Below are 18,375 nucleotides of genomic sequence, written 5' to 3'. Positions count from 1 at the left end.
ACTTCGCGGCCGGAGTGCACCTCTCGAAACCCTGTCGACTCCTGGAGCGTCCTTCGTGAATACCCGCCTGTTCGTCGTGCTGTTCTGCCTGGGGCTCGTTGCGTGTGGTGAGGATTCTCCGTCCCCGGGTGGGTCGGAGGAGAAGGATGGCGGCGTGACGCAGCCGCCTCCCCGGGACTCCGGCGTGGTGACGCCACAGTGTGACCCGAACGTCGACCGGCTGACCGGCAGCTCCACCATCAGGGGTGGAACGGTGGAGTGGCGGCAGTTCTGCTCCGCCGCACCTGGCTCCCTCCTGCCGGGCGCCGAAGTCCGGCAGAGGTGCTCGACGACGGCGGACTGCCAGGAAATCCTCTGCTCCTGCACGACCGCGGCCAAGAGCTTCGCTGCGCGCACGTGTGGCGACGGCCTGTGCCGCGGCGTCTCCGAAGCCTGCCTCTATTCCTTGAACAAGGAACCCCGGCTCTGCCAGTAGTCCCCAGTCCCGCTGAAAAGGACTGGGATTGCCTGCCGGCCCTGGAAAGGCCGGCGAGGCGTGGCTTGCTGTCGCCCCACGGCATCCCCAGCATTTGAGGAGGCATCACAGGAGGGGAGTCCGTGCAAAACCTCGCCCGGGTGTTCAGTCTGCTCCTGCTTCTCGTCGTACCGGCCTGCACCCACGAGGAGAAGGAGCCCCTGCGCGTCGCCACGCTCCTCTGGCCGGGAAGCGAGCCCATCTTCCTCGCGCGGGACCTCGGCTACATCGACGACGGCTCGATTCGCCTGGTGGAGTACTCCACCACCCAGGGAGGGACCACCCGCGAGTTCCGCAATGGGGTGCTCGACGCGGCCTTCGTCACGTTCGACGTCGCCCTCCAACTCCAGCAACAGGGCTTCGAGCCCCGGGTGGTGCTCGTCGTCGACTATTCGGAAGGCGCGGATGCCATCGTCGCGCGTCCGGGGGTGAGGCGACTCGAGGACCTCCGGGGCAAGCGCGTGGCGGTGGAAGATCTGGTGGTGAGCATCTACGTGCTCGGCCGGGCCCTGGAGCTGGCGGGGCTCCAGCCCTCGGACATCCAGATCCTCCGGATACCGATCGATCAGCACCTGCGCGCCTATGAGTCGGGACAGGTGGATGCCGTGGTCACCTATGAGCCCTTCGTGAGCAAGCTGCGCGCCGCGGGCGCCCACTCGCTCTTCGACAGCCGTCAGCTCCCCGGAGAGATCGTGGACATGCTGGTGGTGCGCAAGGACGTCCTCGAGAAGAAACCCGAGCAGGTGGAGCACCTGCTCCAGGGATGGCGCCGCGCCCTGCGCTATCTGGAGGAGCACCCGGCCGACGCCGTGGCCCGCATGAGCCCCCGCCTCGACACGAGCCCCTCCGAGCTCGCCTCCATGTTGGACAAGCTGCGACTGCTCTCACTGGAGGACAACCGTTCCCTGCTACGGGGGCCCTCCTCACCCCTCATCGAATCGGCGCGGCAGCTCCAACGCTTCATGCTGGAGGAAGGGCTGCTGCGCGAGCCGGTACAGACCGAGCAGATGCTGGACGCACGCCCTCTCGAGGCGACCCGGGAGCGCCGGTGATGAAGCGCCCCCAGTGCAGCGGCACTGGGGACCGGTCTGGGCACCCTCACAGGCTTCCCCCGCTTCCCCCGCTGCGCATCACCATCCCGCTGGTGCTGCTGCTCTTCGCGGTCACGCTGGGCCTGCTGGACCTGCAGCAGAACTCGCGCCTCGCCTCCCTCCGTGTGGAAGAGAGCTCCCTCCAGGAGTTCACCCGACACCTGGGCGAGAAGCAGTACCAGCTGGAACTACTCCTCCGACTGCGCGAGCCCGAGCGGGTCCGGGAGGAGGTCGCCAGTCTCGGTGCGGATACGCACGTGAAGATGGCGTTGCTCGTCGACGACACCGGCAAGGTGCTCGCCTCGATGCGGCGCGCGGAGATAGGCCATCAGGCCCGGGAGCTCTACCCCGGGCTGTTCACCCGGGAAGCAGAACAGCAGGCGCACCGGGCCCGCGAGGACCTCGTCTCGAGCGTCCAGGTGACTCCGGATCGTCAGGCCATCGTGGCCTGGTTCCCGGTGATCGGCCCCACGAGTCTCGATCAGCTCACCCCCCCGGCGGTCTGGTTGCTCACCGTCGAGCGGGACCTCACCACCCTCAAGGCGCAGGCGCGCAACCATGTGTGGATGAACGTGGTGCGGCGCAGTGGTGCGCTCGCGGGGCTCGCGGGGCTGCTCTGGCTCTTCTTCCACTTCGTCCTCACCCGCCGGGTGGACCGGCTGGTCACCACCGCCCGCCGCTTCGCCGCGCGCGACTGGGATGCGCGCAGTGGGCTCTCCGGGAGCGACGAGCTCGCCGGGGTGGGGCGCGCCTTCGACGAAATGGGTGAGCGACTCCGTGAGACCCAGACCCAGCTCGAAGAGAGCGAGTCCCAGATCCGGCTGTTGCTCGACTCGGTCGCCGAGGGCATCTTCGGGCTGGACCTCGACGGGCGCAGCACCTTCGTCAATCGCTCCGCCGTCCGGATGCTTGGCTATTCGGACGCGCGGGAGTTGCAGGGGGTCGATGCGCACGCGACGTGGCATTACGCCCGGGCGGATGGCACGGCCTATCCCCCGAGCGAGTGCCCCATCCTCCAGGCGCTGAGCGTCGGCACCAAGCACCACGACGAGCGGGATTTCCTCTGGCGCAAGGACGGCAGCCGCCTGGCAGTGGAGTACTGGTCCTACCCCATGCACCAGAGGGGCCAGCGAATCGGCGCCGTCGCGACGTTCGTGGACATCACCGCGCGCCAGCGCGCCGAGGAGGCCCAGCGGTTCCTCATCGACGTCAGCACGCAACTGGCGGAGCTGCTCGACGAGAAGAGCACCCTGGAGCGCGTGGCGCGGCTGGCCATTCCCCAGCTCGGCCAGTGGTGCGTCATCGACACGGTGGACGACGAGGGCATGCTCCACCCCGCGGCTCAGGTACACCAGGACCCGGCCCGACAGGAACTGCTCCGCGAGCTGGCGCAGCATCCTCCCCCGAGCTGGAACACGCTCCAGCCCACCGCGCGCGTGCTGCGCACCGGCAATCCCCTCCTCGGGGACGAGACCTCCCAGGCGCTGCTCCACACCGACAACTCCGATGCGGAGTACCCGCGGTTGCTGCAACGACTCGGAACGAGAACCGCCATCGCCCTCCCCATCACCGTGCGGGGACAGGCGCTGGCGGCCATGCTCCTGGTCTCGGGCACGCCAGGCTTCCGGTACGGCCCGCTCGAGCTGGAGCTCGCCGAGGAGCTCGCCCGACGAGCCTCGGTCGCCATGGACAACGCCCGGCTCTACCGCCAGTCCCAGGAGGCGGTGCGCCTGCGCGAGGACTTCCTCTCCGTGGCCTCCCACGAGCTACACACCCCCCTCACACCTCTGCGCCTGCATCTGCAGACGCTCCAGCGTGCGCTGGCCTCCCCTCGGGATGGAGCCGCCTGCACCCATCTGCTCCCGAAGGTGGACAAGGCGCTCGGACAGGTGAAGCGCCTGTCCCTGCTCGTCGATGATCTGCTCGACGTCTCTCGGCTCGCCTCCGGCCGGCTCCGCCTGCAACTGGAGGAGGTGGACATGGGGGAGCTGACCCGGGAGCTGGTCGAGCGTTTCGCCGAGCAGGCCAGCACCGCCAGCTGCCAGTTCTTCGTCTCCACCGAGGGGGCCACCGTCGGCCACTGGGACCGGACATACCTGGAGCAGGTCCTCACCAACCTCGTCACCAACGCGCTGAAGTACGGTGTGGGCAAGCCGGTGGAGTTCCACGTCTCCTCATCCGGAGGATGGGCGCACTGGAGCATCCGGGACCACGGCATCGGAATCGCCGCCAAGGACCTCGAGCGCATCTTTGGACGTTTCGAGCGGGCGGTCTCCACCCGGCAGTACGGTGGATTGGGACTGGGCCTCTACCTCTCACGAGCCATCGTCAACGCGCTCGGGGGAGAGATCCACGTCGAGAGCCAGCCAGGAGCCGGAGCACTCTTCACCGTCGAGCTGCCGCTCGAACCCACCCTGGACTCGAGAGAACCCGGGGTCCCCTCACCGGACCCGGCCGGCGAAGGCCCTCCCGCACCTGGGCCCTGAGCCTTACCGGACCTCCCTGAAGCAGGTTAGCGTGCCCTCCGCATGCCGACCGAGGTCACTGTCCAGTCCACGTTGTTCGAGTCCCTCGTCCGCTTCACGAAGCCCGATGCGAAGCTCCGCGCCGACTTCCTGGCGGCGGGGTACGACGTGGACAAGCCACGCGCCACGTACCCGGCCGCCGTGTACCTCGGGTGCCAGGAAGCGGTGCTACGCCACCTGTACCCGGGCAAGGAGCGCAAGGCCGCGCAGCGGGAACTGGGGCGCGAATTGGTCCGCATGTACTTCGAGACGCTGGTGGGCCGCGTCGTGGGCATGGCCCTGAAGGTGGCCGGCCCCGAGCGCGCCATGAAGCGCGTGGCGCTGAGCTTCAGCTCGGTGCTCTCCCCGGTGGACATCCAGGGTCAGCAACTGGCGCCCGCGGACTGGCGCGTCCAGTTCCGCGGCTACCCCTTCCCGGCGGACGCCGCCGCGGGCACGTGCGAAGGCGCCCTGCGGCAGGCCGGCGCCACCCAGCCTCGCGTGGAAATCGAGCGGTACGAGGGCACGGACGGCTTCGACCTGCGCATCCGCTGGTGACGACTCCCGGCGGCCTGCACCGCCGGGAGGACCCAGGGCTTCAGCGCGTGGGCCGGGCTTCCATCGCCACCTGCTGTTCCTCGGTGGGCTCCGTGACGTTGTCGCTGGACGTGCGGTCGATGAGCACGTTGAGCGGATCGACGCCCACCTGCGCGGGCTTCACCGGGACGGTGAACTGAATCTCCGACTCGCCCTTGGGCACCTTGCGCTTCTCCAGGAAGACGGCCTCGCCCTTCTCGTCGAGCGCGCCCACGTCCATCCAGTCGTTGAAGTCCAACTCCGTCTGGGTGCCCTTGTCGTCACTCCGGTACTTCTTCGCCATCACCTTGAGGGTGACGTCCCACGTGCCCTTGTCATTCTTTCGCGTCGTCGCGGACACGGTGCGGTTGTCGTAGAGGGTGATGGTGTCGAAGAGGTCCTCGAGCAGGTACTGGTACTCGGGAGGCGTCTCCTCACGGAGGAAGCCGAGCAGCTCGGTGGAGCCCGTGTACGGCGGGCCCTGGAAGCGCACCTTCTCCACGTAGCGCTTCAGCGCGCGGTTGACGCGCTCCTCGCCGATGAAGTCCTGCAGCGCGTACATGACGAGGCTGCCCTTGTTGTAGTGGATGTACGCCTGGTTCTCCACGCGCGACAGGGGCACTTCCTTCTTCCGTTCAATGGCGCGGCCCATGAGGTAGCGGTCCAGCTCGAACTTGAGGAAGCGCTTCATCTTCTCCGGCCCGTAGCGGTGCTTCATCACCATCAGCGCCGAGTACTGCGCCATCGTCTCGGACGTCATCGTCGCGCCCTGGGCGCGCCCGCCGACCACCTGGTGGGCCCACCACTGGTGGGCAATCTCGTGCGCGGTGACGTAGTACGGGTAGTCCACGTCGTCGGCGTTGCCCTCGCGCACCCGGGCGATGAAGCCGAGGCCCTCCGAGTAGGGAATCGTGTTGGGGAAGGACTGGGCGAACAGCTGGTAGCGGGGGAACTCGAGGATGCGCGCCTGCCGGTGCTGGTACGGCCCGAAGCTCTCGCTGCAGTACTCCAGCGCGTCCTTCATTCCGCGCATCATCCGCTCCAACGCGTAGGTGTGCGTGGGGTGGTGGTAGATCTCCAGCTTCACGTCGCGCCACGTGTCGCGCGTGACTGCGTAGCGCGCGGACAGCACGGAGAAGAAGTTGAGGATGGGCTGGTCCATCTTGTAGCGGAAGAAGCGGCGGCCGTTCTCCGTCCACTCCTTCTCCAGGTAGCCTGGTGCCACCGCAATCTGGTCCGGCGACGTGCTCACCGTGGCCTGGAAGGAGATGAAGTCCGAGTCCTGCCGGATGTAGTTGTCCTCGCGGGCCTTCGGGTCATCGCGGTCGGGCAGGCGCTCCTTCGGCGCGAGGCCGTACTCCTTGCGGTCCCCGTCCTCCACCAGCTCCGAGTCCTTCTGGTAGCCGAGCACCGGCAGGTTGCCGTTGTTGAAGAAGGTGCCGTTGCCGGCGATGTCCGTGCGCTGCGTCCCATGCTCGAAGCCGCGCGTGCCGAACTCCAGGTCGAAGGCGAGGTCGGCCTCGGCACCGGGAGCCAGAGGCGTGGGCAATTCGAAGACGAACAGCCCCAGCGCGGTGTCGTGTGAAGCGGGCTTGTCCACCCCGGCGATGGAGAGCCTGCGCACCCGCGCATCCTGCGGGAGGCTGATGAGCACCTTCTGGATGGGCGCCTGCGTCTTGTTGCGGACGCGATAGGTGCCGAGCGACTCCAGCCGTAGCTCCTCCGGGTAGATGTTGAAGGTGACGTCCGCGGAGATGATGCGCGGGTGGGGCAGGTCCGCGTAGGACTTGTATTCCTTCTCGTACCGGGCCGTCAGGCGCTCGCGGTCCTTCGCCGTGACGTACGGATTGAGGATGTGCGTGTTGTAGAAGATGAACGCTCCGGCCCCGAGGAACACGAGCAGCGACAGCGCGGCGGCCAGTGTCCAGCCCGTGGAGCGCCGGGCCTTCGCTGCGGCCCAGCGTTCGCGCCAGCGAGTCTCTCGTCCGCGCACGGTGAGCAGCAGGCCCGTCGCGACGAGGAGCGCCGCCGCCGCGTACCAGTACAGCCGGTACCAGAAGATGACCGGGAGCAGGTTCGCGTAGCGGTTCATGTCCGAGTACTGCACCGACGGCTCGGAGGCATAGCGGACGAGGGCGTCCTCCACGCCCAGCAGCCCCAGCCCGGCCTGGGCCGCGAAGTAGAGCACCATCACCAGGTACGCGAGGTACTTCTGGTGGATGAGCACCTGCGCGAAGAACGCGAGCACGCAAAGCAGCACGTCGCGCAGGTAGTCCAGGAGGATGAGCTGGGTGAAGTAGAGGTTCCACTCGATGTCGAAGAAGCCGCGGCCCACCTGGGACACGAGCGCGGCGACGGCGACGACGCCTTTGAGCGAGAGCGCGACGAGCAGCAGCGCGCCCAGCTTGCCGGAATAGACGACCCACGTCGGGACGCGCGTGGCGTCCACGATGTCGCCGAGCTCCGCGTCGCGCTCCTTCCACACCAGCTCGCCTGCGTAGAAGGTAATCGTGATGAGGACGAAGGGACGGAACGTGCCCATCGCGAGCTCCAGCACCTGCCACGTCACCGGGTACGTGGGCGTGCCGAAGATCTGATTCGAGAAGAGGATGCCGAGCGTGACGAAGGAGAGCCCGGCCACCACGAAGGACCAGTACACGGGCGAGCGGAGGACGTCGCGGAAGGCGAGCCACGCGGAGGACGCCGCGGTGCGGAGCCAGCTTCCCGTCGTCGGCGCGGCGGCAACGGAGGGCAGGGCGACGGGCGCCGGAGAGGTCGCCTCGCGAATCACGCTCCGGCCGCTGTGCTCCTCCACGGTGGTGCGGAAGCGGGCCACCGCGAGCCCGAGCAGCGCCGCGCCCGCGGCGAGCCAGATGAGGCGGTTGGCGAGCATGGCGCCGGACAGCGACACCAGGTCGCGGTTGCGCTCATCGGGCGTCCAGTACCGCGTCGCCGTCTCGAAGGTGATGAACCCGAACGGGTCCAGCAGCGAGCCCAGGTGCTGGTACTGCACGTCCCCGACGGCCGCGCTGATGACGATGTAGCCGAGCACCAGGACGACGATGCCCACGTACACCGGGGCCATGCGCCGGGTGACGGCGGCCAGCGTGAAGAAGAGGGCTCCACAGAAGAACAGCGTGGGCCACACGCCGATGACATAGGGCCACAGGTACGCGGCCGTCTGGTTCGTGGTGAGCTGGGAGTGGTCCATCAGCCACGCCACGACGAGTCCCACCGCCAGGCCGGGGAGGATGGACAGCAGGAGCACCGCACTGAAGAGGTACGCGCCCAGGAAGCGGCCGAGCAGGTACGGGGCCTTCTTCACGTTCTTCGTGAAGATGAGCATCCACGTGCCGTGACCGAAGTCCTGGTACGCGGCCTGACCGAAGACTGCGGCCACCATGAGCAGGCCGAAGAAGGCGAGCGTGGTGATGAGGCCGAAGAGGCTGTGGGGGCTGTTGGCGAAGACGCGCTCGGAGCCGGAGCTCGCCGAGACGCTCTTGAACACGCCTCCGGTGGCCATCGCCATCAGCAGGCCGGCGCCGGCCAGGACCACGGCGTAGACCCAGGTGGAGATCATCTTCACCCGGCGCCGCAGCTCGAAGAACACGAGGGCAGAGAACATGGCGTGCCCCCTCAGGACTGCTTCTGGGCCCGGGACAGGGCGTGGAAGTAGACGTCCTCCAGGTCGGGATTCGCGGGCTCGAAGCCCGGCGGCTGGGTCTCCGCATAGACGTGGACGAGCCGCTGCCCGGCCACGCGGCGCACGGCGATGACCTCCAGCTCCTTCATCAGGGCGTCCAGTTCCTCCTGCTGGGAGATGAAGCGCTTCCACACGCGCTGCTGGAGCGCGTCCACGAGCTTGAGCGGGTGCCCGCTGAGGACGACGTTGCCCTGCGCGAGGATGGCCATGTTCTGGCAGAGGTCCGCGACGTCCGAGACGATGTGCGTGGACAGCAGCACCACGACGTCGGTGCTGATTTCGGCGAGCAGGTTGTGGAAGCGGAAGCGCTCGGCGGGGTCGAGGCCGGCGGTGGGCTCGTCGACGATGAGGAGCTTGGGGTTGCCGAGCAGCGCCTGGGCGATGCCGAAGCGCTGTTTCATGCCGCCAGAGAAGCCGCCGAGCCGGCGGTCCCGGTGCTCCCAGAGGTTGGTCTTCTGGAGCAGCGCCTTCACCGCGTCATGGCGCGGGCCCCGCTGGGCGAGTCCCTTGAGCTGGGCGAGGTGGTCCAGCATGTCCCACGCCGTCACCTTGGGGTACACGCCGAAGTCCTGGGGCAGGTAGCCGAGCACCTCGCGCAGCCGGTCCTTGTCGCGGCGCACGTCGATGCCGTCGAATGTCAGGGTGCCCGTGTCCACGTCCTGCAGCGTGGCGATGCTGCGCATCAGCGTGGACTTGCCGGCGCCGTTGGGCCCGAGCAGCCCGAACATGCCCCGGGGGATGGTGAGGTTGACACCCTGCAACGCGCGAGTGCCGTTGGGGTACGTCTTCGACACGCCTTCCAGTCTGAGCTCCATGGAAGCGCACGCTAGCGGACCATGGGGCCGGTGCGCGAGGCTCGCGGGACCGGTAGCATGCGGTCATGTCCTCTTCATGCCGGAGCACCGCCGCGGCCCTGGCCCTCGTCCTCTGCGCGTGCGGGGACGGTGAGCCGGTGATGCTGGAGGCGGTGGCCGCGGACTGCGCGGGAGGCCCGGCGCAGCAGTTGGACCGGCTGCCCTCGGGCAGCATGGTGCTCAACGCGTACTTCCTGCAGGAGGAGGCGGCGCGCGACGTGCGGCGCGGGCTGCCGGAGTCGCCGGTGCTGGAAGAAGTGCTGGCGAAGGCGGCGGCACTGGGCGTGCGGGCGGTGCGGACCAACGGGCACAACGAAGCGATGTCGAAGGTGGGGGACAGCGCCATGCAGGTGGCGCCGCTCCAGTACGACGAGGTGTCGCTCGTGGGGCTGGACCGGGTGCTTGCCCGGGCGCGGGTGCATGGCGTGCGGCTGGTGCTGACGCTGGGCAACTACTGGGACGCGTATGGCGGGGCGCGGCAGTACGTGGAGTGGGCGGGACTGCCGCAGCCAGTGGAGGGCGACCCGCGCTTCTTCACCGAGCCCTCCGTGGTGGCGCACTACAAGTCGCACGTGGCGCGACTGCTGGAGCGGGTGAACACGGTGGACGGCATCCGCTACGGCGACCACCCGGCGGTGCTCGCATGGGAGTTGCTCAACGAGCCGCGCGGGAAGGGATTGGACAAGGAGGGCGTGAAGCTGCGCGCCTGGATTGACGACGTGGCGCGCGAGGTGAAGGCGCATGCGCCCGGTCACCTGGTGGGCACGGGGGAGGAGGGCTTCGAGCCGTCAGCGGAAGGCTATGACGGTGCGTTCTGGACGGCGGTAGGGTCGACGATGCTGCGCACTCCGGGCTCCAGCTTCGCTCGGAACACGGCGTCACCGTTCATCGACTTCGCGTCCGTGCACTTCTATCCGGAGGCGTGGGGACTGGACGGCCCGGGCACGGCGGTGGCGGGAGCGAAGTGGATTTCTGAGCACGCCGCGATTGCGCGGAGCCTGGGCAAGCCGCTGTTCGTCGGGGAACTGGGGCTGCGTAACGAGGGCGACCTGGACCTGTCGCAGCGCCGCGCGCTCTACCGGGGCTGGCTGGAGTGCATGCGCGAGGAGGGCCTGGGGGCCGGAGCGCTGTGGATGTTCGCCAATGACTCACGGCCCGATGCCTGGGATGCGCACACGTTCTATTTCCGTGACGGCACGGCGCCGGAGGACCCGGTGAACCGCTACGCGGACCTCATCATCGAGGCGGCCTCGGCGGCTCGGTGACGCCCGGGGCGCGTCCCTTGGGGACGCGGCTGCGTTCCAGCGGGCAGCGGACGGTACGCGCGGTGAGGGCGTGTGCCTCGGGAGGGAGCGGCACGCGAGTGGCAAGGGAGTGGGTCCGGGAGCAGAGATGGCCTTCCAGGAACGACTCGCGCTGGACCTGTCGCTGAGCATCGGCGGGCAGACCTTCTCCGTGCCGGGCGGACAGGTGGAGTCGTGCTCCGTGCACCTGACGCTTCATGGCTTCACCGCGTCCGTGACGTTCTGGACCGGGCTGGAGAAGGACGACGCGGCGCTCTTCACCGCCTTCTCCACGCCAGACCTCCTCAAGGTCCGGCTGTCCATCTCCGGGGGCTACCCGGTGCCGGCGTCACCGCCAGCGCCGCTCGTCGTGCAGGGGCTTGCTCGCACCCGGCGACTGGAAGCGCGGACGCATGGCACGGTGGAGGGCACGGCCGTGCGCTTCCGCCGCTACACCGTGGACTTCGAGGATGCCGCGCGGGTGGTCTGGCGCCAGCACCGCCCCACCGAGCTGCACACCCAGATGTCGCTGGCAGACCTGCTCGCGGCCCACACCGCGGGCGCCGTCACGCTGGAGTGTGACTGGGACGTGCTCGACGAGAAGCGGCCCCTGGTCTGCCTGGCGCTCGGGGAAGATGCTCCGGGCACCAGCTTCCACGACTTCGTCCTCTGGCTGGCGCACGCCTACGGCGGGGCCTGGACGTATGACTCCGGGAGAGACGGCTACACCCTGTCCGGGCGGAAGCCCCGAGTGGGCACGGTGGCGCGCCTCGGCTCGGACCGGGTCGAGCGGTGCGAGGTGCTCCTTCCGCCCGTGCCCCGCCATGCGGCGCGGGTTCTCAATGGCTCGGCACTCCAGGGCGCTTCGCTGGACGTGGACTCCCAACAGGCTGCCACCGGCATCCGCCACGACTTCCTGGTGCGCACGCCCATTGCCGCCGAGGCAGAGCAGCGACAGTCGCTGGAGGCTGCGCGGCTGCGCGTGCCCCAGCGTCAGGTCCGGCTCACGTTCTGTCACTTCCCCACCGTCGCGGTGCACCCGGGCGCGGGGCTTCGGCTGGAGGGAACTGGGTGGAGCAAAGGCGCCGTGGGTACGGGCGAGGACCTGCGCGCGGTGGAGCTGTCGCTGGAGGCGCGGACCCTGCACTCGGGGCCACACGATGGGCTGCAGGTGTCGCATGCGGGCTACACGGTGGAGATGAGCGCGCGGCTGGAGCGAGCCTCCGACATCTCGGTGGAGCTGCCGCCGTTTCGTCGGCCGCGTTACCCGCTGCACGTCGAGGGCAAGGTGCACAGCCCGGCGGGCGGGGAGACGGACCGCACCTGGCTGCTGTCCGAGGACACGAAGACGTCCGTGCTCGCATGGCAGGTGACGGTGCCGATGTGGAACAAGACGGTCCGCGTACCGGCGGAGCCCGGGGCCTTTCCGGGCGAGTTCTACTTCCCGCCCTACAAGCATGAGCGGGTGCTGGTGGCCCTTCACTTCGACCGGGCCGAGCTGCACCGCCACCTCGACTGGGCCGAGGGGGCGCGCCTCCCGCAGGACGGGCAGGGCGATGGGATGCTGCTGGGCAAGAGCGCCACGAGCCAGACGTCGCTCACCCACGACTACCAGGACGGCAAGCCCGTGTGGAACATTCACCGGGTCTCGGGCGCGGACACGGGGACCGTGCGCATGGCCGAGGGCGTGCTGCTGCTCCAGACGAAGGAAGACCCGGGGGCGGGTTCCACTGAGTCCACCTACGACGTGTCCCCCCAGGTGGAGTCGGCGCGGGCGGACCTGTCGGCCGGCGTCACGGGGGCGATGGGGGAGATGACGGCCACATACCGGGTGGCCTCTGGCAGTGGGCAGGCGAAGCTGGACGGGGCAACGACTGAGACCACGGCCGCGCTCGAAGCGGCGCAGGCGGCAGTGAGCGCGAAGGTCTCCGAGGCACGTGCCGAGCTCAATGGGGCGCTGTCTGGTTTATCGGGACGCACGGCCCCGCTCTCGGGCGCTGCGGCGGAAGCTCGCGCGGCGCTGGAGCGGCTGAAGTGAGACGGGAGCGACAGGCCATGGCAGCGCGGGAGCCGCGTGGCATGGATGTGCTGACGGCGCGGATGACGACGTGGGCGCGGCGTCGCAAGGCGGTGCGGAAGTCGGCAGGGGAGGGCACGTCATGAAGGCACTGCTCGGCACGGTGACGGAGCTGAAGGGTGAGCTGGAGTCCACCGGGGCAGGTCTCTCCTCGCGTCTTGGCGCTGCTCGCGAAGACGTCGAGGCTCGGGCTGGTGGTGTCGGGGCGCTCATCGCAACCTTGCGTCCCGAGATGGAGCCAGCACTCACCGCACTTTCCGCGCGCATCGAGGCGCTCGATGCGAAGCTGGCGGCGCGTGAGGCCACGCCGGAAGTAGGCAGGCTCCGTGCTGGACTCCCACCGCTGCGCGCACAGGTGGAGAGCACGGCGAGCGCCGTGTCCGGGACGCTCTCCGCGCTGGAGCAGGGTGTGGGGGCGACGCTCGCGAGCGCGACCGAGGGAGCCTCTGGCGCGCTGGATGCGCTGGACACACTCCTCTCCGGACAGGTGGCCACGCTGCTCGGGCAGGTGGAGGCCGTGGCGGCCGCGCTGCTTCCCGCCATCGAACAGGTGGAGGCCCTTATCACCGGAGCCCAGGCGGCCCTGGATGCGCTGGTGAAATCCGCCCTGGCCGCGGTCGCCGCCATTCGCGAGCCGCTCCAGCGGGCGGTGGACAGCGCGCTGTCCACGCTCGACACCCTCGTCGGGCAGATGGCCGTCGTGAAGGAGCAGGTGATGGCCCTCTTCGCGCCACTGCCCGCCGTGCTGGAGCAACTCCAGACGCTCTATCAGACGCTGACCGGCTCACTGGACGCGCTGCTCGTCCGGCTCAACTCCCTGCTGGATGCGATTCCCGTCTCCAATCTTCCAAAGCCACTGGTGGACCCCGCGATTCAGGCGATTGGACAGGTGGTGACCCAGGTCACCCAGCAGCTCGGCACCTTCTCCAGCCAGGCCGCGCAGCAGCTCCAGTCCCTGCAACAGCAGCTCCTGTCACGCGTGGACTCCGTCCAGTCCCAGGCCGTGCAGCAGGTGGAGACAGTCCAGCAGCGGCTCGTGCAGCAGGTGGACACGCTGAAGCAGTCCATTCTCCAGGCCGTGGAGCCGGCGGGCGCACAGTTGGATCAGGCGGTGGCCGCGGCCGTCACGCAGCTCGGCACCGCGAAGGAACAGGCCGTGCAGCAGGTCCTCGCCGTGAAGGAGCCACTGACCGCGCGGGTAGACGCGGTGAAGACCCAGGTGAAGGCCGGGCTGCCGGAGCTGGGCCAGCGGGTGGATGCCGGCACCGAGGCCGCCAAGGCGCAGGTGGATGCGGCCGTCACGTCCGCCGAGGCGCAGGTGGCCACCGCGCGCACGCAGCTGAAGACCGGGGTCGATGCGACGGACGCCTCCGTGGGGGCCTCGCTCGATGCACTGGAGGTCCAGGCGGGCGCGCTCGCCACGGCGTGAGCGCGCGGCTCAGGGCGCCTTGGCTTCCACCTTGGCTTCGACCTTCGGTGGCTCGGCCTTCGGTTCCTCCGCCTTCTTCGCCCCGCTTCCCTTGCGGGTGGGGCGCCGCGCGACATCCGTACGGATGCGGCTCTCCTCCAGCTCGATGTCCACCTTGCCCGGGAAGGGCGCATCCAGCAGCACCTGCCAGGCGCCGTCCGGCGTGGTGAACAGGAAGGACACCGCCAGCGACGCGTCCTCGGGAACCTTCACGCGCGTCTCCGTCCGCGTCCCCGGGTACACCACCAACGTCTCCACCATCGAGTCGTCCGGGTGCACCACCTGCTTCGCCACGTCAGCGTAGGACTCCGTCAGGTACTGCTTCGCGTCCACCGCGCGCACCACCATCTGCAGCGGACGCCCCTGGTTCGCTCCCGGCGGAGCATTCACTCGCACCGACAGGTGACCCGGTCCGCAACCCACCGTGCCCAGCACCAGCGCCAGTCCCACCGCCGTGAAGCCGCCCGCGTTCATCGCACCACCTCCCGGAAGACGGTCCACGGCCCGCCCCGCATCCCGAAGCGCAGCCGCAGCTCCGTCGCCACCGTGGCTTCCGGTCCGGGTAGGGGCCACGCCGCGTTCTGCTCCTCGTCGAACGAGGCCTCATCCAGCAGCCGGAAGCAGTTCCACGACGAACGCGACAGCTCCGTGGACCGGTAGCGCTTTATCTCGCTCCCGGGCGTGCGCAGCTCCGCCCCCACCGAGGCCGTCTTCGGCTCCCACCAGCTCAGCGGGAACTCCTGCCAGGCCGGCGTCTGGTTGAACCCGAAGGCCGCGGCGGCGCCGCACTTCAGGAACGACATGGTGACGAATCCACCCGCGCCGGTGGCCGGCAGCGGCAGCGGGCGCACCTGCAACGGCAGCGGCTTCGGTTTGCCCTCGTCGTCCCACAGCGTCCGGGACAGCCGGGACAGCCGGCTCAGCATCAGCAACATGCGCGGTGGCACCGAGAGCTGCTGGCGCAACGGCCGGCGCAGCATCCACTCCGTGCCCTTCTCCTCCACCACCGGTGTCAGCACCTGCGCGACGAACTGCCAGAAGGCCCCGTCCCCACGGCGCAGCACGCCCAGCTCCTCGGGGTCGAGCTCCTTGCTCGACTCGATGTTGAACGGGTAGCGCCGCAGCAGCGGCTCCAGTGTGCGCTGGCGCTGCTCGTCCCACTGCTCCGCGAGCACCCGTTCCAGCTCCGCCCGCCCCAGCTCGCGCGTCAGCACGAAGGGCTCGCGAAAGGGGCGCCGTAGCTCGCCCAGCAGGCCCTGCTTGTCCAGCCACGCGTCCACGCGCGCCAGGTACGAGCCCTCGTCCTCCAGCATCATCGACAGGGCCACCCGTCCCAGCGGCGAAATCAGGTCCACCAACTGGGTACCCCCGCCCTCCGGCACCGCGGCCCCCGGGCCCGCCTTCGCCGCGATGGGCGGCGAGGCTGCCGAGCCCGCCAGCTCCGCCTGGAGCTGGGACACCAGCAAGAGGTACGGCACGAGCTGCGCCGTCTGCCCGTCCTTGTCCGGCGTCATCAGCTGGACGATGGGGGAGAACATCGCCAGCTCCTGGCGCAGCGGTGCGTAGTACGGGCTCTGCAGCGGACCGATACCGGCGCCATCCGCCACCTCGCGCAGCATCGTCGTCAGGTCGGACGCGGGCTGGGAGAGCGCCGCGAGCTGCGAGGTCAGTGTCAGCGCTCCCGCCGTGAAGCGCTGCTCGCGGTAGCGCACCAGCAGGTCCTGCCGGTACTGCCGCGCGAAGGTGCCCACCTTGCGCAGCACGTAGGCCTGGCGCTGGGCCGCTTCCGCCTGGCTCAGCTTCGTGTCCGCCATGCGCAGGGTGAACTCGTCCACCAGCGGCTTGAGGTCCGTGTCGAACCCCAGGCGCCCCGTGGGGCGCGGCAGGGCCAGCGTGTCCCCCGTCCTCCCGGAGGGCAGGTCCGCGTCCGCCAGCCCCAGGCCCACCTCGGACGCGGAGGACACGGCGCCCGCGGGAAGCCCCTTGGACGCTCGGCGCGGGAAGGGCCACCGCCCCGCCTCGCGCTGGCGGATGAGCTTCTCCAGCAGCATCCGCGACACCTCGCGCGGGCGGAACTCGAAGGCCTGCTGGGGCATCCGCACCTCGATGCGGGCCGCGCCCTCGCCCGGCAGGAAGAGGCCGTCGGTGCGCGTGAGCAACTGCGCCGTGGTCATGGTCTCCACCGCCTCCAGCCCGGTGCCGATGTCCTCCTCCAGGCGCAGCACCTCCATCAGGTCCGCACGGTGCTTGTGGAGCCAGTCCAGCGCCTGCGGGATGCTCGCCACGTTCTTCAGCGTGCCCTGGTTCTCTGGCGCGCGAGACGTGTCGATGAGCGCCAGCAGTTCGCGCGTGGAGCCGTACACGGCGCTGCGCGCGAGCGCGGCGTGCAGCCGCCTGCGCTCCACCTCCAGCGCGTCCCACTGCTCCAGATCCACCTCCCGGGCGGACAGCACTGCCTGGAGCTTCCGGAGGTGGGCCGTCCACGGGTTCAGGTAGCTGTCCACCTCCAGCCATGCATAGGGCCACCGAAGCCACGCGGTGTCCGGTTGCTCCTCCGCTCGCACCAGCCAGGGCACGTCGCTGCTGATGATGTAGTCACCGACGGCTTCCTCCCGAAGCCCCGTGGCCTGCACCCAGGCACCGGCCTCCGAGGCGCGCCCCTCCGACAGGTGCACGCCCAGCGCGTCGGTGGCCCAGCCCCAGCGCCGGTGGTGCTTCGCGTTCAGCGACGACAGGACATGGTTGCCCAGGTCGTCATTGCGCGAGGCACGGACCACCGCCAGCAGGTGCAGCATCTGCTCCGGCTGGCACAGCTTCTCGTGCTCGCAGTCGTCCGGGACGAGGCGCTCCGACAGGGCGGACTCCGCCGGCGCGCAGCCGGGGATGAGGGCCCCGCAGCGCGAGCACTCCTGCTGGCAGCGCTCCAGCAGCGGCTTGAGGTGCGCCAGGCGGATGCCGCGGGCCATGCGCCCGCGCAGCTCCGTCATCTCCGAAGTGAAGCTGTCCTCGAGAGGCGGCCAGTAGCTCTTGGTGGACCAGAGCGTCGCCATGGCGTTCATGGTGGCCCGCGCCTTGCCCTCCACCACCTCGCCGGATGGGGTGAGGTGCTGCTCCTCCAGGTGCGTCACCGTCGCGTCGAAGTCCGACATGGCCGCCTCGGCCGCGTCCAGCCGCAGGCGGAAGACGCCGTACGCCGCGAGCACCGGCAGGCACCCGAGCGCCAGCAGCGCGGCGCAGCGTCGCAGGTGCACCCCGAGGTAGCGCGCCCGCAGCTCCGGGGGCTTCTGCTCCTGGGTGAAGGTGAGGGCCCCGGCCGAGCGCGCCTCGGGCTCGGGCGAGGACAGGTACACGTGGGTGAGCTTCGGCGGGTAGGAGAGGGCGCCGCCCTCGCACAGCCCGGAGACGAAGCGCGCGAGCGCCGCGAAGGACTCGCCACCCCGGGCGTAGAACTCCTCCAGCCGGCCGAAGGACTCCACGGACAGGGACACCAGGCCGAGCGCGAAGTACTGCTCCATGGGCTGCAGGCCCGAGGCCAGCCGTGCTTCCTCGCCAGGTGGTGGCACGTCCCATTGCAGCGGAGCGCCGTGGGTGCGCAGCAGCCGGGCGAAGTCCGCGAAGCCCTCCATCGCATCCATGTGCGTCAGGCACAGCCGCGTCTCCACGGACGCCTTGCACACCTCGGTGAGGAGGTTGAGCTTGCCGCGCACCAGCTGGGTGATGCGCCGCACCTCGTCCGGGGGCGACTCCGCCAGCCAGCGCGCGTCCAGCGCGATGACGACCAGCGCCCGCTGCCGGCGGAAGGTCGCCTTCCACAGCTTGCGCAGCGCGTGGCGCGCCTCCCGCGAGTCGTCCTCCAGCAGCGAGGACGACACCTCCTGCACCACGCGGTCCGCGCCGAGGAAGCACTGCAGCAGCGGGTCCGACGTGTGGCTGGGCATGAACTGGCGCTCCTGCCGCCGCCAATCCACCTCCAGGTCGATGAGCCGCGTCTTGCCGCTGCCGGCGGGGCCGAACACCACCACGGTGGGAAAGTCGCGCACGGCCACGCGGTAGCGCCAGGGCAGGGCGCCCAGGAAGCGCTGGCGGATGCGCAACAGCCTCCGGGACTCCAGCGTCCTGCGCGGCTCCCGCGTGGGTGCCTCGCGGCGCCGCTTGCGCCACCACCACACGACGGCCACCACCAGCGCCACGGTGAGGAGCACCGCCAGCCCTACCAGCACCCAGGTCAGGTACGGACGCGCGGCCTCCGCGGTCTCCACCGCCGCGCCCGTGGCTGCCGTCACCTTGTCTCCGGCCCCCGCCATG

General features: G+C 69.7%; 11 protein-coding genes. 7 read left to right on the top strand and 4 right to left on the bottom strand.

Annotated features, from left to right (window positions below; all coding sequences use genetic code 11):
* Positions 1-55: 55 nt before the first annotated feature.
* The 4 genes from G4D86_RS10625 to G4D86_RS10610 all read left to right on the top strand — a co-directional run bounded on the left by G4D86_RS10625 (position 56) and on the right by G4D86_RS10610 (position 4,667).
* Positions 56-475, top strand: a complete 420-nt coding sequence (locus G4D86_RS10625; protein ID WP_163992334.1) for a hypothetical protein — start codon at positions 56-58, stop codon at positions 473-475.
* Positions 476-597: 122 nt separating this feature from the next.
* Entirely contained in the window at positions 598-1,566 is a 969-nt protein-coding gene (locus tag G4D86_RS10620) for an ABC transporter substrate-binding protein (RefSeq protein WP_163992332.1), read from the top strand.
* A complete protein-coding gene (locus G4D86_RS10615) occupies positions 1,566-4,091 on the top strand; it encodes an ATP-binding protein (RefSeq protein ID WP_163992330.1) in 2,526 nt (841 codons plus the stop codon). Before G4D86_RS10620 ends, G4D86_RS10615 begins: the two co-directional genes overlap by 1 nt.
* A gap of 42 nt (positions 4,092-4,133) precedes the next feature.
* Complete coding sequence (locus G4D86_RS10610) at positions 4,134-4,667, top strand: DUF2378 family protein (protein WP_163992328.1); 534 nt, start codon at positions 4,134-4,136, stop codon at positions 4,665-4,667.
* A gap of 40 nt (positions 4,668-4,707) precedes the next feature.
* Here G4D86_RS10610 and G4D86_RS10605 read toward each other — a convergent pair whose 3' ends face one another.
* Entirely contained in the window at positions 4,708-8,310 is a 3,603-nt protein-coding gene (locus tag G4D86_RS10605; RefSeq protein WP_163992326.1) for an ABC transporter permease/M1 family aminopeptidase, read from the bottom strand.
* 11 nt (positions 8,311-8,321) lie between these two features.
* Positions 8,322-9,203 (bottom strand): ABC transporter ATP-binding protein, encoded by an 882-nt coding sequence (locus G4D86_RS10600; RefSeq protein WP_163992324.1) that lies wholly within the window; start codon positions 9,201-9,203, stop codon positions 8,322-8,324.
* 65 nt (positions 9,204-9,268) lie between these two features.
* On the opposite strand from G4D86_RS10600, the gene G4D86_RS10595 reads away from it, so the two are divergent.
* The 3 genes from G4D86_RS10595 to G4D86_RS10585 all read left to right on the top strand — a co-directional run bounded on the left by G4D86_RS10595 (position 9,269) and on the right by G4D86_RS10585 (position 14,031).
* On the top strand, positions 9,269-10,507 hold the full coding sequence (locus G4D86_RS10595) for a glycoside hydrolase 5 family protein (protein WP_163992322.1): 1,239 nt from the start codon (positions 9,269-9,271) through the stop codon (positions 10,505-10,507).
* 127 nt (positions 10,508-10,634) lie between these two features.
* Positions 10,635-12,563: a hypothetical protein gene (locus tag G4D86_RS10590; RefSeq protein ID WP_163992320.1), complete on the top strand. Its 1,929-nt coding sequence runs from the start codon at positions 10,635-10,637 to the stop codon at positions 12,561-12,563.
* Between the two features lie 121 nt (positions 12,564-12,684).
* Positions 12,685-14,031, top strand: a complete 1,347-nt coding sequence (locus G4D86_RS10585; protein WP_163992318.1) for a hypothetical protein — start codon at positions 12,685-12,687, stop codon at positions 14,029-14,031.
* 9 nt (positions 14,032-14,040) lie between these two features.
* On the opposite strand, the gene G4D86_RS10580 is transcribed toward G4D86_RS10585, so the two are convergent.
* The gene (locus G4D86_RS10580; RefSeq protein ID WP_163992316.1) at positions 14,041-14,544 is read right to left on the bottom strand and encodes a hypothetical protein; all 504 of its coding nucleotides are present in this window, start codon (positions 14,542-14,544) and stop codon (positions 14,041-14,043) included.
* Positions 14,541-18,374: a type VI secretion system membrane subunit TssM gene (locus tag G4D86_RS10575; RefSeq protein WP_163992314.1), complete on the bottom strand. Its 3,834-nt coding sequence runs from the start codon at positions 18,372-18,374 to the stop codon at positions 14,541-14,543. Before G4D86_RS10575 ends, G4D86_RS10580 begins: the two co-directional genes overlap by 4 nt.
* Position 18,375 lies beyond the last annotated feature (1 nt).

Source organism: Pyxidicoccus caerfyrddinensis (genome assembly GCF_010894405.1).
Lineage (GTDB): Bacteria > Myxococcota > Myxococcia > Myxococcales > Myxococcaceae > Myxococcus > Myxococcus caerfyrddinensis.
This window is presented reverse-complemented; position numbering and strand designations above follow the sequence as displayed.

What these genes read in the sequence shown, in the direction of transcription:
- G4D86_RS10615 (WP_163992330.1), top strand. Translation starts at nt 1,566, where the DNA reads ATGAAGCGCCCCCAGTGCAGCGGCACTGGGGACCGGTCTGGGCACCCT.
- G4D86_RS10610 (WP_163992328.1), top strand. Translation starts at nt 4,134, where the DNA reads ATGCCGACCGAGGTCACTGTCCAGTCCACGTTGTTCGAGTCCCTCGTC.
- G4D86_RS10605 (WP_163992326.1), bottom strand. Translation starts at nt 8,310, where the DNA reads ATGTTCTCTGCCCTCGTGTTCTTCGAGCTGCGGCGCCGGGTGAAGATG.
- G4D86_RS10600 (WP_163992324.1), bottom strand. Translation starts at nt 9,203, where the DNA reads ATGGAGCTCAGACTGGAAGGCGTGTCGAAGACGTACCCCAACGGCACT.
- G4D86_RS10595 (WP_163992322.1), top strand. Translation starts at nt 9,269, where the DNA reads ATGTCCTCTTCATGCCGGAGCACCGCCGCGGCCCTGGCCCTCGTCCTC.
- G4D86_RS10590 (WP_163992320.1), top strand. Translation starts at nt 10,635, where the DNA reads ATGGCCTTCCAGGAACGACTCGCGCTGGACCTGTCGCTGAGCATCGGC.
- G4D86_RS10585 (WP_163992318.1), top strand. Translation starts at nt 12,685, where the DNA reads ATGAAGGCACTGCTCGGCACGGTGACGGAGCTGAAGGGTGAGCTGGAG.
- G4D86_RS10580 (WP_163992316.1), bottom strand. Translation starts at nt 14,544, where the DNA reads ATGAACGCGGGCGGCTTCACGGCGGTGGGACTGGCGCTGGTGCTGGGC.
- G4D86_RS10575 (WP_163992314.1), bottom strand. Translation starts at nt 18,374, where the DNA reads ATGGCGGGGGCCGGAGACAAGGTGACGGCAGCCACGGGCGCGGCGGTG.